Consider the following 14,673-nt stretch of genomic DNA (forward strand, 5'->3'; position numbering starts at 1 on the left):
AAGAGCCTACTTTTGCAATTTTTAACTCTGTTTGATACTTAACCGAGAAGTATTGAAATGGCATTAGGCAGAAAAACTCCCTGGTTACCCAAGCCAATAGCACGGTTCAAATTCCCTCGCAGTCTGAGCCAGCAACTACTCAAAAATGTGCGACGCATTACGGTTTGGTTAGAAAAGGTCGTACGATCTCGTTGGCGCTCGATAGCGCAACATCCCTTTAGCTGGCAAGGAAATGGTCTATGTATTGCTTGGCTTTCCATCTTACTCATGTTGCCGATCCCTTTTACTAACCCTCTGCCTGCGATCGCGATTTTACTGTTGGCGGTAGCTACTTTAGAGGCTGATGGCTTGTTGATGTGTCTGGGGTATTTTTTAACTCTGGTCAACACACTATTTTTTAGTTTCCTTGGCTATGCCCTATGGCAAGCACCAAGTTTACTGCCACATTTTCTGACTTAGTTTATGACTTAGTTTAAAAATGAATTGATCTTTGGCAATGATTGAACTCGCATTGTTCTCACAAGGTGATCGCCTCACAAATGCCACAAAATCGTTTGTCAAAACTGACACATCTTAGACATATTCATGACAAATATCTGCATTAGATTGGATCGAATTGGTGGGGCGAAATTCAGAGCTAAAAATTTATCTCTGGTATTTTGTGCTTAATATAATAGAATACCAGAGTTATTTAAAGAATAAAGCATTCAGAAACCGAAAAAGCCGTAATAATACCCCAAAAAATACACATTTCAATTTTTAAAGGCTAGTATTTAAAAATATAGGCAATATTAAGTTTTTATATTACCAAAAATCAAAACTATTTTTTCTTTTCAGATTGAATTATGGCTGCATCAACAAAATCTTCGAAAATTGATAACAATGTATCCTTAGGTCCAGTGGAAGACCTAGAAAAATACGTTAAGGCTGACTGGTGGCGACATATTTTTAATGCCAATTATTTAAGAACTGATGGCGACGTAGTTGAAGACAAAACTATCACCAAAGATGAGGTAGATCTTTTCACTGAAATTTTATCTCCTGCCCAAGATAGTGTAATTCTCGATTTGTGCTGCGGACAGGGAAGACATTCTCTGGAGTTAGCTGGCCGTGGCTTCACCAATTTATCAGGATTGGATCGCTCGCACTATCTAATTACTAGGGCGCGTACCCTCAACAAACAGCAAAAATTCAACGTCAATTATAAAGAGGGCGATGCCAGAAAACTGCCCTTTCCTACCGATACTTTCGACTATGTAATTTTGGCGGGTAATAGTTTTGGTTATTTTGAATCTGACCAGGACGATCTAAGAGTTTTACGCGAAATCATCCGCATCCTCAAACCTCAAGGCAAACTCCTAATTGATGTTACCGACGGTAGCTATGTCAAAGAAAATTTTCAGCCTAGAAGTTGGGAATGGATCGATAAGCAATATTTTGTCTGCCGAGAACGTTCTCTCTCAGAAAATGAAGAACGATTAATCTCTAGAGAAGTAATCACCCACGTCAAAAAAGGAGTGATTGCCGATCAGTTTTATGCTGAAAGACTATATTCTCGTAACAGTATTACGGATTTATTGAGTCTGGCTAGCTTTGGTAAGATTCAGCTACATTCAGAAGTCAAAACCGAGTCAAAACGGAATCAGGACTTGGGAATGATGGAAAAGCGGATTATTGTTTCGGCTGTGGCAAATAAAGACTGGACTCCCGTTAAAATTTCTCAGGGTCAGAAAAAAACCGTAGGGGTATTGATGGGCGATCCTAATCTTAGCGATATCATTAAACCCGATGGTAGTTTCGACCAAGACGATCTATTTACCATTAATGAATTAAAGCAAGCTTTGGCAAACTTGCCTGGATATAATTTTATCTATTTCAATCAGCACGATAAGTTAATTCAAGATTTACTCAAAAAGAGAGACAAGCTGGATTTTGTCTTTAATCTTTGCGATGAAGGCTATGATAATCAAGCTACAAAAGAGTTGCACATTCCTGCTTTATTAGAAATCCTCGATCTGCCCTATACGGGAGGTAATCCTCAATGTTTGGCTTACTGTTATGATAAATCCCTAGTGCGAGGCATTGCCAAAGGGATGGATATTCCCGTGCCTAAAGCCTTTGTAATTAAACCAGAGGATATTTCTTTTATCGATTTGCCGCTGAAATTTCCTGTAATTGTCAAACCCAATTTTGGCGACTCTAGTTTTGGCATTACCCAAGATAGTGTTTGCTATGACCTCACTACGTTAGAAAACGCCATCCTTCAGGTAAGGGAAAAACTAGGCTATAACCAGCCAATCTTGGTAGAACAGTTTTTAACAGGAAAAGATATTAGCGTCGGTATTATTGGTAATCCTCCAGAGTCCTATCATGCCCTGCCCATTATCGAAGAAGACTATGGCAAACTACCCAGCCAATTACCCCATATCTGTGGCTATGAGGCAAAATGGCAGCCCGATTCTCCCTACTGGCAAATCACTTCTGTACCTGCCAATCTACCTGAAGAAACAGAACAATTTTTAATTGCTAGCTGTATCAAACTATTTAACAGGCTCGAATGTCGCGACTATGCCCGATTTGACTGGCGACTAGATGCCAACCAGACTCCCCGACTACTGGAAGTTAATCCCAATCCTGGGTGGTGTTGGGATGGTCATTTAGCAAAAATGGCGAAAATAGCTGATATTTCCTACGGTCAAATGCTGGGTAAAATTCTCCAAGCGGCAGAAGAAAGAATTGGAGTTGTAACTCCCAGATCGAGGTTCGCTAGCTTGAATAGCGTTGAAGAGGCTTTACCCATAACTTTGCCACACATTGAATAATAAAGTCACATTTCTATTAGAAATGAATATCACAATTAACAATCAAAAATCAATATGATCGTAGAAAAAACAGCAAGTAATAAATACAAAAACAATTTAGAACTAAAACTAAAAACTGATGCTAACAATCAAACAGTCTGCCAGCATCAATACACAACTTATCCCCTACGCTTATCTCCTGTATTCCGTTTAGAAGGAGCAAACACAAATCGCGCCTATCTTTATCTCATTAATACTTCCCCTGGTTTATTAGCCAACGACACTTTAGATCTATCTTTACACCTCAGGGAAAATACTAATTTGTATCTGACAGATCAAGCTGCTACTAAAGTGCATCCGATCTCCGAAGAGGTTAGTAAAGCTACCATTAATCAACAAATAACAATCGAAAATAATTCGAGCTTAGAATTTATTCCCGAACCTATTATTCTTTATCAAGATTCAGTTTTAGAGCAAAATACTAAGATAAAACTAGATCCTACAGCTAAATTATTTTTAACGGAAATAATCTTACCAGGAAGACTGGCAAAAAATGAATATTACGATTTTAATTACTATTTTAATCGCCTACAAATTGTAGATTCACAAGATAAATTATCATATATCGATGCGATGCGTTTATTCGGCAAAAATAATCCTTTTAAAGATAATAAACTATTTACATCCTTACCAATTATGGGAAATGCGATCGCAATATTGCCCGATCTAGATCTGAATTTATTAGTTGCCGAAATAGGAAAGCAATCGCCTGCCGATATTCATAATATAGAAACTGCTATTACTTTATTACCTACAGAAAATGGTATTGCAATTCGTGCCTTAGCCAACAAAACTAGAGAACTAAAAAACTACTTCAATTCGATTTTAAATTGCTTGCGTTATTTAACAAACCAAGCAAGTTTGCCTTATATTCCCAAGTAAGTAACTGTAGTGATGATACATCCTAGATTATTAAGTTTATTTGAAAGGCGTGCAAGATGTGAGTTAAATAGACTTTTTCCCGTTGTGCTAACCATCTAGCTAGCTCGACTCCATATTGGAAATTAATTTGGCAAAAAAAATGCCCCCCAAGAAGTGGAGAGCATTTTTTATCTAAGTCTTAGATAAGATTAACCGTTGATGGAAGGAGCGGTTAGAGCTATAGGAACTTGTTCCCCTCTTATCTTTTATATCCTAAATTCACGCCTAAAACAATTCTCTAACATCGCTTACTTGACCTTTAACCGCTGCTGCGACAACCATTGCGGGACTCATTAACAAAGTTCTACCTGTAGACGATCCTTGACGACCTTTAAAGTTACGGTTGGAAGAAGATGCACTCATTTGATCTCCTTCAAGTTTATCGGGGTTCATTGCCAAACACATAGAACATCCTGGTTCGCGCCATTCAAACCCTGCTTGTTCAAATATTTTATTTAATCCTTCTGCTTCAGCTGCTTGTTTGACTCTTTCTGAACCAGGGACGACAAATGCTTTAACCCCTGATGCGACATGATGTCCTTGGGCTACTTTGGCAGCTTCTCGCAAGTCGCTTATTCTGCCATTAGTGCAGCTACCGATAAAGCAAACATCAATTTTCGTACCTTTAATGGGTTGACCTGGAGTTAACTGCATATATTTGTATGCCTCTTGAGCGATCGCGCGATCGCTTTCTGCTAAATTCTCGGCTACAGGTACAGTCTCACTAATACCCAATCCCTGTCCTGGGGTAATGCCCCAAGTTACCGTAGGTTCGATATCGGCAGCATCAAACTTAACTACATCATCGTATTCCGCATCGGTATCGCTGTGAATACTCGACCACCAAGACACAGCTTTATCCCATGCTTCTCCTTGGGGGGCAAAATCTCGATCCTTGAGATAATTGAAAGTAGTTTCGTCGGGGTTTATATAGCCACAACGCGCCCCACCTTCAATAGACATATTGCAGACAGTCATTCTTTCTTCCATATTCATGGCTTCAAAAGTAGTCCCTGCAAACTCGTAGGCATAACCCACACCTCCTTTAACCCCTAGTTGGCGAATGATATGAAGGATTACATCTTTAGCAAATACACCGTGGGGTAACTCGCCGTTGATTTCAATTTTACGGACTTTAAGTTTAGCTAAAGCAAGAGTTTGAGAGGCTAAAACATCCCTTACCTGAGATGTACCGATGCCAAAAGCGATCGCGCCAAATGCCCCGTGAGTGGAAGTGTGGGAGTCTCCACAGGCGATGGTCATTCCTGGTTGGGTTAAACCCTGTTCGGGGGCGATAACGTGGACTATGCCTTGATTTCCCGACCCGACGTTATAAAACCTGATGCCGTAGTCTTGAGTGTTTTTTTCCAAAGCTTGCATCATCTCTTCTGCCAATGCATCAGCAAAAGGACGGGCTTGATTTTCTGTTGGCACGATATGATCTACTGTAGCGACAGTGCGATCGGCAAACAATACCTTGAGATTTCTTTCCCGCAGCATGGCAAAAGCTTGAGGGCTGGTCACTTCATGAATCAAATGCAGACCAATAAATAGTTGAGTTTGACCAGAGGGTAATGTACCAACAGTGTGTAAATCCCAAACCTTATCGAATAATGTTCCCTTACTCATATTACCAATTGCTGCCTATGGGCGTTCTCAAAAAAGTATCCGTCGTATATTCTAGCGTCAGACGGAAGTAAGATTTCGAGATAATTGCTATTTGTATATAAAGTTTGATATGTGGACGGTTAAATCTAGATTTATCAATTCCGATAGCGAAGCAGACTGAAATAGTTTATAGATACTGTTCGATCAAATCGACGATCGCTTTTTCTTTAAAACCTTGAGCCAAAGATCTTAGTTGGTTGGCTAAATCGGCATATCGATCGTCTAATTCTTCGAGGTAGTCGGCTCGCTCGCTGATTTTTTTCATACTACCCAACATCGCTAGTTCGTATAAGACTTCTATTTCTTCTTTGGGAGGAGTAGAGGTTTGACTTTTTAATTGAGATGACAAGCTTTTTTCTGGATCTGATGTTGATAGCTCGACTTCTTCATAAATCCACTTCAGCTTGAGATGTTTTTGTAATAAAGTAAGTAACTGCTCCTCTTGAAATGGCTTGGACAAAAATGCCTCGCAACCAGCTATACGACTTTGATGGCGGTCTGATTTTAAAACACTGGCAGAGATGGCAATGATAATCGTATCTTTAATACTGGGAATTGTTCTAATTTCTTTGACTGCTTCCAATCCATCTTTTACTGGCATGACTACATCGGTCAAAATACAGTCTGGTTGGTGTTTTTGTGCCAAATCAATTTCTTCTTGACCATCTTTACCCAAAATGATTTTAAAACCCAGTGGTTCGAGTAAATTGAGAATTACTTGACGATTTTGTTTTTGGTCGTCTACCACCAGAATTGTTTGTTGTTTACCCTGATAACCAATTACCTGACGCTTTGGCTCTAAAAAGTTCGGCATGGCTGCTGTTTCTACTGTGGGAAAAGTAACATCAAACCAAAAATTAGAGCCTTGATTAGGCTTGCTGGTTACGCTAATTTGCCCACCCATCAATGTAACCAAGTTCCTACTAATCGCCAAACCCAAGCCACTACCTGCTTCGCGCTTTTTCATATTTCCTACTTGCTCAAAAGGCTGAAAAATTTTCTTGAGTTGTTGAGGGTTAATACCCGATCCTGTGTCGATTACGTGAAAACATAAGGTTTTTTGACACGACTTGGTAGGGTTTTGTGATGATGAGATACTCACCTCAAGTGTTACTTTACCGCGATCGGTAAATTTAACGGCATTGCCCAGTAGATTGAGCAGCACTTGTCTGAGTCTTTTTTCATCAGCTTCGATCCCAACGGGTAAATCAGGAGACAAAGCACACTCAAATAAGATTCCTTTTTCTATTGCTTGTAGGCGAATAAGATCGCCAATACTTTGGAAAAAACTCTGGCAATGAATTTCAGTGGGATATAGTTTTAGTTTGCGCGCTTCAATCCTAGAGAGATCGAGAATATCGTTAATCAGAGTCAATAAATGATTGCCACTGTCGTAAATTATGTTTAAGCCATGTTCTTGTTTGGCAGTCAAAGTGCGATCGCGTTTTAATATTTGAGCGTAGCCTAAAATACCATTGAGAGGAGTTCGTAATTCGTGACTCATGTTAGAGAGAAACATGCTTTTGGCTCGATTGGCTTTTTCCGCTATTGCCTTAGCGTCTTCTAATTCTTCTAAAGTTTTTCTTAATTCTAAGGCGCGATCGCTTGCATCCGTTTCACTTTGATGTAATGCTTCGGCTCGAAATTCTAAATCTTTGACAGTTTTGTTCAATTCCGAAGCCATGAAGTTGAAAGTGCGAGCTAACACAGCAAATTCATCATTACTTGTAATTTGAAGCTGGCGATCTAAAGCTCCAGAAGCCAGATATTGGGTGGCGGTAATCATCTGATTGAGGGGTTCGGTAATCGATCGACTCCAACAGTAAGCGATTATACCGATCGTAATGGCAATAATCACGGCTAAGGTAAAACTTTGTTTTTTTTCAACTGCTAATTTTTGTTCTAGGGTTGCAGTAGACAACTCTACTACGATCGCTCCTAATATTTTATTATCTACTTCGATTGATTTACCAGCTATTAAACGATCTGAGTACCAATCGAGAATTGTTGTCTTACTTTGCAACATTTTCGTCTTCCAAGAATTGGCGATCGAACTCAATTCATCCCGATGGTGAACTTGAGTAATGGCGATCTCTATACCTTCTGATTGATAAACACGGCTACAAAGTATAATTTCTTGCTCCCTCAATTGATCGATAATGTTTTGAATTAACTCTGTATCTCCAGAAGTCAAAGAGTCTACAGTAGATACGCTTAAGGTGTTTAAAAGCATATCTGCCTGTTGTTCTAATTGCTGGCGGAAGATTTTTTGATTTTGATACAGAGAGACAGTAGTAGCAAAGATCAAAGACAATAAAACCAAACTTGTCATTGCCAAGGTGAGTTTTGCTCCTAAAGATATTTGTAATTCTCGTTTGATTTGTTGGCTCCAACTCATGGTTAATAAAGTTTTTGGACTAATTGTCTGGCAACTTGCTGTTTTAATCTAATTTCTGAGTCAAGATAATCCCAACTATCAGACAAAATAATATTATTTTATTTAATTGATTTAATTGATAAATCAGAATTACAATCAGACGATTTAATAAATATGCGATTGCTATTTAATAATTTTTCAAAATCTCTCACAGTCAAAGGATAAGAAAATAGATAACCTTGGACTTCATCGCATTTATGTTCGATCAAGAAATCTAATTCTCCTTGGGTTTCAACTCCTTCTGCCACCACCTTCAAATTTAGTTTATGTGCCATTTCTATCATGAATTGTGTAATCGTAGCATTTTTAGTATTAGAATTTATATTGCTAATAAAACAGCGATCTATTTTCAAAATATCAAAAGGAAATTGGTGTAAATATCCTAAAGAAGAATAACCAGTACCAAAATCATCAAGAGATATTTGAACTCCCAAATTTTTAATTGAATTTAATCTTTGAATATTACTTTTAATACTTTCAACCAATACTTGTTCTGTTAGCTCCAATTCCAAAAAATTAGGATTAATATTTAGCTCGAATAGTAATGTAGTTAATTGGTGAAACAAATCTGATTGCTTAAATTGATGTCCAGACAAATTAACCGCAACCTTCAAAAAATCGAACTTTGCTCGATGCCAAATCTTAATTTGATGACAGACTTTTCTTAATACCCATTTGTCTATTTTATCCATCAAACCAGTAGCTTCTGCTAAGGGAATAATTTTATTAGGTGCAATTATCCCGAGTTGGGGATGATTCCAACGTAGTAAAGCTTCTGCGCTATGTATTTTTCCTGTTTGGACGCTTATTTTTGGTTGATAATAAAGCTCAAGTTCCTCACGTTCTAGAGCTTGATGAAGATCGGCTTCTAGAGATAAATCTCCAGAGATATTAGAATTCATAATTCTAAATGCTGATGTATATAATTGATACTTGTTACTACCTTGATTTTCTGCATAGAGCATAGCTTGTTTGGCTTGTTCTAAGAGTCTATCTATAGCCAAATTATCAAAAGGATAAAAAGAAATACCAATACTAGCAGTCACAAATATTTTATGATGATTAATTATAAAAGGCTGGCATAATTTATCTAAAATAGATTCAAAAAAATTAGATGCAACTTGTCTGTTTTCTAAGCCTGATAGTAAAATACAAAAATCACTAGATGCTAATTTCAGGGTAGCTCCTTGATACTTAAATTCTTCGACTGCTTCTGCAAATCGACTAGCTATCAATTGAATTAATGAATTATTACAATCGTTATCCAAAGAAGCTACTATTCTTTCAAATTTATATAATTTTATATAAGCTACAGATAATAGTCTTTTGCTAAATGTACTTTGGTTGCCAACTCCCTTTGATCGTTCTCTGGTAAATGAATTGTTAGCTTCAGCTACTAAATAAGAAAACAAGTCTTGTAACATCAATTGATTGGGTAATTTAGTCAATTTATCTTCATAGACATGATTCTTTTCTGCTGAATACTCTCCCAAAAGCTCAGTAATTTCTGTTAATGACTGTTGAATACCAATCTGTTCTTGATGTTTTTTTAGAGCTACTTTAATTGTTGCGTGGAGTTCCCGATCTTTGAATGGCTTAATAATATATCCATAACAACCAGCAAAAGTGGCTCTATCTAAAGTTTGATCGTCGGCATAAGCTGTTAAGAAAATAATAGCTACATCATGTTTTTTTCGGATTGCCTGGGCAGTTTGAATCCCATCTATTTTTCCTTTAATAGCAATATCCATTAAAATAAGATCGGGATTGTGCAACTCAACTTTTTCAAGAGCAGCTTTTCCTGAAGAAACAATATCAACTACTTGGTATTCTAGTGTTTTGAGTTTGATGGCTAAATTTTCGGCAATTAATAATTCATCTTCTACTATCAATATTTTTGCGTGCTTCATAGGATAACGATAAAAATGATAAAAATAGATATTATTTTTCTATTTTAAAGTGGATATTACGATCGAGACAGGGTAGTAAACACGCATTTTTAAATCTAAAGTATCCTATTAAACATTTTTCAAATAAGCGATCAATATAGTCTACTGGTATTTCCCAAAGATAGGGATTGTCCCAAAATCGAAATATATATTCCTATAGAATTCAAGCATTTATGCTACGAAATTATTAAACTAAAGAACAGCTAATTTAATAAACTTCGATAAATAATCGTGCAATTGATTCCCCGACTCAAACAATCTTCTCTACAGCAAAAGTTTCAGTGGGTTGCCAAACCCGTTGAATATATGAATTCGGCTGCCAAACACTCTCCCGATATGTTCCTAGCTGACATAGCACCCCAGGGTAGTTATATATTTGTCAATCATCCTGAAGGGATGCGTCAGATGATTACTAGCGATCGCTCTAGCTTTTTTGCAGGTAGTAAAGACAATCAAATTTTAAAACCGATAGTAGGAGAAAATTCTTTATTATTAATAGAAGGCGATCGCCATAAAAAACGGCGTAAGTTATTGTTACCTCCCTTTCACGGGGAAAGAATGCAGTCTTACGGCAAATTGATTTGCGATCTGACTCACAATATTGTCAGTCGCCTTAAACCCAATCAGTCCTTTGTGGCACGTCAAATTAGTCAAACAATATCCTTACAAGTGATATTTGAAGCGGTTTATGGGCTGCAAGATGGAGAACGTTCCCAAGCGTTGCAAGGGCATATTAACAAACTAACCAATATCTTTGAATCTACTCTCACTTCTGCCTTTTTATTTTTTCCTTTGCTGCAAAAAGATTTGGGTGCTTGGAGTCCTTGGGGAAATTTGATCCGCCAACGACAAGCAATTGACGAGGGGATTTATCAAGAACTTGCCGATCGCAGACAAGAAAATAATAGCGATCGCTCTGATATCTTATCCTTGATGATGTCTGCAAAAGACGAAGAGGGGGAAGGATTACAAGATATAGAGTTGCGGGACGAACTAATGACCCTGATGTTTGCAGGACACGAAACTACTGCTACGGCGATCGCTTGGTCGTTATATTGGGTGCATCGCCAACCAGAAATTAGAACTAAGTTACGAGCAGAAATAGCCAGTTTGGGAACAGATCCCGAGCCGATGGAAATAGCCCAACTTCCCTATTTAGATGCCGTTTGTAAAGAAACTCTGCGGATCTATCCCGTAGGAATGTTAACCTTCCCTAGAGAAGTGCAAAAACCACTGGAACTAATCGGCTACAAGCTCGAACCAGGACAGATAGTAATGGGCTGCATTTACCTGCTACATCAACGAGAAGATGTTTATCCCGAACCAAATAAATTTAAACCCGAACGCTTTTTAACCCAAGAATTTTCTCCCTATGAATTCTTTCCTTTTGGTGGGGGTAAACGCCGTTGTATTGGCGAAGCTTTAGCCAAATTAGAAATGAAATTAGTCCTCGCTACAATTATCGCTAATTACGACCTAGAATTGCTCGAAGATAAGCCCGAATCTCCCGCTAGACGAGGAGTTACTCTTGCACCCAAAACAGGGGTCAAAATGATATTTAAAGGAAAAATTTAATGATTGACTGACAGAGAAAAGACAGGCAAGGGCAAGCTCCCGCACTTCAGTCGGGGGATAAGCTAACTCGGACGTTAAAACGTCCGTGACTAAATGTGATATAGTTTAGTCATGATAACTCGCACTTATGAATTTAAACTCAAGCCAACAACTGAACAAGTCTCTATTTTTGAGTCTTGGCTAATTGCTTGTCGCAAGGTTTATAACTATGCACTGGCAGAAAGAAAGGCATGGGTAAATTCAAGAAAGTGCGAAATTAACGCTTGCAGTATCCAACAAGAATACATTATCTCTGCCAATACGAAACGTCCTACCTTTGCTACTCAGTGTAAGGCTTTAACTAAAGCAAGGAAAGATTTTAAAGAACTAGGAGATGTTCATGTTCACGTTCTACAAGAGACACTAAAGCGACTAGAAAATGCTTTTGTTGCAATGTGGGACAGAGGACATGGTTTCCCAAAATTCAAGTCTACTCGTCGAATGAGGTCTTTTAACTTCAAACAAATGGGAGTTAAGCCAGTTAAGCAAGGTGCAGTTAAGTTACCTAAAATCGGTTGGGTTAAGATGCATCAATCACGAGAAATCCCCGAAAGCTTTGAGCTAAAGCAGGTCAGGGTAGTCAGACGTGCTTCTGGTTGGTACGCAATGTTAGTTTTAAAGGCAGATGTGTCTACGCCAGATGTACTACCTCATGGTGAACCAGTCGGCATAGATCTAGGTCTTGAGAAATTCTTGAGTACATCAACAGGGAAATTAATTGCTAGACCAAAGTTTTTTGCTTCTCTCCAAGGCAAGCTGAAATCGCTGCAACGGAAAATGAAGAATAAGAAAAAAGGTTCTAGCAACTGGAAAAAAGCTTGTAAAAAAGTGTCTCGTCTGCATGAACAAATATCTGATACTAGAAAAGATTATCACTATAAAGTAGCTAATCAACTGTGCGATGAGGCTGGAATGATATTTGCTGAAGACTTGAACCTGAAAGCGATGTCTAGAGGTATGTTGAGAAAACATACTTTAGATGCTGGCTTTGGTCAATTTTTGAGTATTCTTGAGTTTGTTTGTCACAAGAGAGGAGTGTATTTTGATCGCGTAGATCCTAATTTAACAAGTCAAACTTGTCCTAGATGTCAGACATTAACGGGTAAAAAGCTGTTATCAGAGCGAGTACATTCTTGTTCTGAATGTGGATATATAACCGATCGAGATGTAGCTGCTGCTCAAGTAGTCATGCAGCGTGGTCTTAAATTAGTGGCGGTGGGGCGCACCGTCCAAGCCTCTGAAGGGGAAAGGTCTTAGAATATCCTTGTGCAGGAGGAATCCCCCGTAATTCATTCGGGGGAGCGTCAAAAAAGATGAGTAGCCAAACTCCCCAATTTGATAATCAAAGTACAATACAAAAACAACCATCACAAGTTGTTATCCACATTCCCCATTATTGATAGACCATATGGATGCTTTTGCTCTAGTTCCTCCAGAATGGACTAAATCAGCAGTTCATGCCTTTGACTTTTGTTGTCCTAGTTGTAAAACTTCCCCTAAAGAAGCAAAAAATGTTTGGCTCAACCGACGCGCTCCCGTTAGTATGGGCGATCGCCGTAAGTATCAAGAATTCTATCTGTGCGAATGTCAAACTTCTTGGTGGGGCTGGAGTGACGATCGTCCAACTTCAGAATTAGGTACGAAGTAAATATCGTTTCTTTTATTAATACCTGAAAAAGCCTTATTCTTAAACATGACTCTAGTTATCTATTCAAAGAATGCAGTTTGACAAAATTTCCGATCGCCAATCGAGGAGGAATTGCTCTACGCATTTTACCGATTAAATAATAGAGAAAAGTCGGCTCTTTTATTAATACCTGAAAAAGCCTTATTCTTAAACATGACTCTAGTTATCTACTCTAAAGAATGCAGTTTGACAAAATCCTGATCGCCAATCGAGGAGAAATTGCTCTACGCATTTTACACACCTGTGCTGAAATGGGTATTGCTACCGTAGCCGTACACTCCACTATCGATCGCCAAGCCCTCCACGTCCAGCTGGCCGATGAGAGCGTATGTATTGGGCCTCCTCCATCTGGGAAAAGCTATCTCAATATCCCCAATATCATTGCGGCTGCTTTGACTCGTAACGCGACGGCTATTCATCCTGGCTATGGATTCCTAGCAGAAAATGCCCGTTTTGTCGAAATTTGTAACGACCACAAGCTAACTTTTATTGGTCCTTCTAAAGAAGCTATGTTGGCGATGGGGGATAAATCTACAGCCAAAAAAACCATGCAAAAGGCAGGAGTCCCTACTGTTCCTGGTAGCAATGGCTTATTGCGAGACGAATCAGAAGCCAAAAAGATTGCCGATGAAATTGGTTATCCCGTGATGATTAAAGCTACTGCGGGTGGTGGTGGTAGAGGAATGCGTTTGGTAGGGGATGAATCGGAATTGGTGAGAATGTTCCAAGCTGCTCAAGGAGAGGCAGAAGCAGCCTTTGGTAATGGGGGAGTATATTTAGAAAAATTTGTTGAATGTCCCCGCCATATTGAATTCCAAATCCTGGCTGATAGTCATGGCAATGTAGTCCATTTAGGAGAAAGAGACTGTTCGATCCAGCGTCGTCACCAAAAGTTATTAGAAGAAGCCCCTAGCGCGGTTTTAAGTCAAGAATTACGGGACAAAATGGGAGACGCTGCGGTCAAGGCTGCTCGATCGATCGATTATGTTGGTGCGGGGACAGTCGAGTTTCTCTTAGATAAATCGGGAGAGTTCTACTTTATGGAAATGAATACCCGCATTCAAGTGGAACATCCAGTTACCGAAGTTGTCACGGGAATCGACCTAATTGCCGAGCAAATTCGGGTAGCCCAAGGAGAAAAACTACGATTTACTCAAGAGGAGGTAGTTTTAAGGGGTCATGGGATCGAGTGTCGTATTAATGCAGAAGATCCTAAATATAATTTCCGTCCCCATCCTGGGCGTATTAGTGCTTATTTACCACCAGGAGGGCCAGGAGTAAGAATGGATTCTCATGTCTATACAGATTATGAAATTCCTCCTTATTATGATTCTTTGATTGGCAAGTTGATTGTCTGGGGAGAAGATCGCGATATGGCAATCAAGCGAATGAAGAGAGCCTTACGGGAATGTGCTATTACGGGAGTGCCTACTACCATTGAGTTTCATCAAAAGATTCTCGAAACTCCTGCTTTTTTGAAAGGTGAGATCTATACCAATTTTATCGCTGAACATTTTAGCGATTAAGGACTTGGGA

10 protein-coding genes are annotated in these 14,673 nt (G+C 38.8%); 7 read left to right on the top strand and 3 right to left on the bottom strand.

Features of this window, described 5'->3' with window-relative positions:
- The first annotated feature begins 57 nt into the window (after positions 1-57).
- From I4641_RS14645 to I4641_RS14655, 3 genes are all read left to right on the top strand, one after another.
- The gene (locus tag I4641_RS14645) at positions 58-459 is read left to right on the top strand and encodes an exopolysaccharide biosynthesis protein (RefSeq protein WP_229641285.1); all 402 of its coding nucleotides are present in this window, start codon (positions 58-60) and stop codon (positions 457-459) included.
- Positions 460-845: 386 nt separating this feature from the next.
- Positions 846-2,822: a methyltransferase domain-containing protein gene (locus I4641_RS14650; RefSeq protein WP_229641286.1), complete on the top strand. Its 1,977-nt coding sequence runs from the start codon at positions 846-848 to the stop codon at positions 2,820-2,822.
- Positions 2,823-2,876: 54 nt separating this feature from the next.
- Complete coding sequence (locus I4641_RS14655) at positions 2,877-3,743, top strand: urease accessory protein UreD (RefSeq protein ID WP_229641287.1); 867 nt, start codon at positions 2,877-2,879, stop codon at positions 3,741-3,743.
- Between the two features lie 264 nt (positions 3,744-4,007).
- On the opposite strand, the gene leuC is transcribed toward I4641_RS14655, so the two are convergent.
- From leuC to I4641_RS14670, 3 genes are all read right to left on the bottom strand, one after another.
- On the bottom strand, positions 4,008-5,411 hold the full coding sequence (gene leuC / locus I4641_RS14660; protein ID WP_229641288.1) for a 3-isopropylmalate dehydratase large subunit: 1,404 nt from the start codon (positions 5,409-5,411) through the stop codon (positions 4,008-4,010).
- Between the two features lie 166 nt (positions 5,412-5,577).
- On the bottom strand, positions 5,578-7,848 hold the full coding sequence (locus I4641_RS14665; RefSeq protein WP_229641289.1) for an ATP-binding protein: 2,271 nt from the start codon (positions 7,846-7,848) through the stop codon (positions 5,578-5,580).
- A 98-nt stretch (positions 7,849-7,946) separates the two neighbouring features.
- Positions 7,947-9,797: a putative bifunctional diguanylate cyclase/phosphodiesterase gene (locus I4641_RS14670; RefSeq protein ID WP_229641290.1), complete on the bottom strand. Its 1,851-nt coding sequence runs from the start codon at positions 9,795-9,797 to the stop codon at positions 7,947-7,949.
- Between the two features lie 270 nt (positions 9,798-10,067).
- On the opposite strand from I4641_RS14670, the gene I4641_RS14675 reads away from it, so the two are divergent.
- The 4 genes from I4641_RS14675 (at position 10,068) to accC (ending at position 14,663) form a co-directional block, all read left to right on the top strand.
- On the top strand, positions 10,068-11,411 hold the full coding sequence (locus tag I4641_RS14675) for a cytochrome P450 (RefSeq protein ID WP_229641291.1): 1,344 nt from the start codon (positions 10,068-10,070) through the stop codon (positions 11,409-11,411).
- 111 nt (positions 11,412-11,522) lie between these two features.
- Positions 11,523-12,707: an RNA-guided endonuclease InsQ/TnpB family protein gene (locus tag I4641_RS14680; protein WP_229641292.1), complete on the top strand. Its 1,185-nt coding sequence runs from the start codon at positions 11,523-11,525 to the stop codon at positions 12,705-12,707.
- 151 nt (positions 12,708-12,858) lie between these two features.
- Positions 12,859-13,098: a hypothetical protein gene (locus I4641_RS14685; protein WP_229641293.1), complete on the top strand. Its 240-nt coding sequence runs from the start codon at positions 12,859-12,861 to the stop codon at positions 13,096-13,098.
- A gap of 218 nt (positions 13,099-13,316) precedes the next feature.
- Positions 13,317-14,663 (top strand): acetyl-CoA carboxylase biotin carboxylase subunit, encoded by a 1,347-nt coding sequence (gene accC, locus I4641_RS14690; RefSeq protein WP_229641294.1) that lies wholly within the window; start codon positions 13,317-13,319, stop codon positions 14,661-14,663.
- The last annotated feature ends 10 nt before the right edge of the window (positions 14,664-14,673 follow it).

Source organism: Waterburya agarophytonicola KI4 (assembly GCF_020640915.1).
Classification (GTDB): domain Bacteria; phylum Cyanobacteriota; class Cyanobacteriia; order Cyanobacteriales; family Xenococcaceae; genus Waterburya; species Waterburya agarophytonicola.

What these genes read in the sequence shown, in the direction of transcription:
- I4641_RS14645 (WP_229641285.1), top strand. Translation starts at nt 58, where the DNA reads ATGGCATTAGGCAGAAAAACTCCCTGGTTACCCAAGCCAATAGCACGG.
- I4641_RS14650 (WP_229641286.1), top strand. Translation starts at nt 846, where the DNA reads ATGGCTGCATCAACAAAATCTTCGAAAATTGATAACAATGTATCCTTA.
- I4641_RS14655 (WP_229641287.1), top strand. Translation starts at nt 2,877, where the DNA reads ATGATCGTAGAAAAAACAGCAAGTAATAAATACAAAAACAATTTAGAA.
- leuC (WP_229641288.1), bottom strand. Translation starts at nt 5,411, where the DNA reads ATGAGTAAGGGAACATTATTCGATAAGGTTTGGGATTTACACACTGTT.
- I4641_RS14665 (WP_229641289.1), bottom strand. Translation starts at nt 7,848, where the DNA reads ATGAGTTGGAGCCAACAAATCAAACGAGAATTACAAATATCTTTAGGA.
- I4641_RS14670 (WP_229641290.1), bottom strand. Translation starts at nt 9,797, where the DNA reads ATGAAGCACGCAAAAATATTGATAGTAGAAGATGAATTATTAATTGCC.
- I4641_RS14680 (WP_229641292.1), top strand. Translation starts at nt 11,523, where the DNA reads ATGATAACTCGCACTTATGAATTTAAACTCAAGCCAACAACTGAACAA.
- I4641_RS14685 (WP_229641293.1), top strand. Translation starts at nt 12,859, where the DNA reads ATGGATGCTTTTGCTCTAGTTCCTCCAGAATGGACTAAATCAGCAGTT.
- accC (WP_229641294.1), top strand. Translation starts at nt 13,317, where the DNA reads ATGCAGTTTGACAAAATCCTGATCGCCAATCGAGGAGAAATTGCTCTA.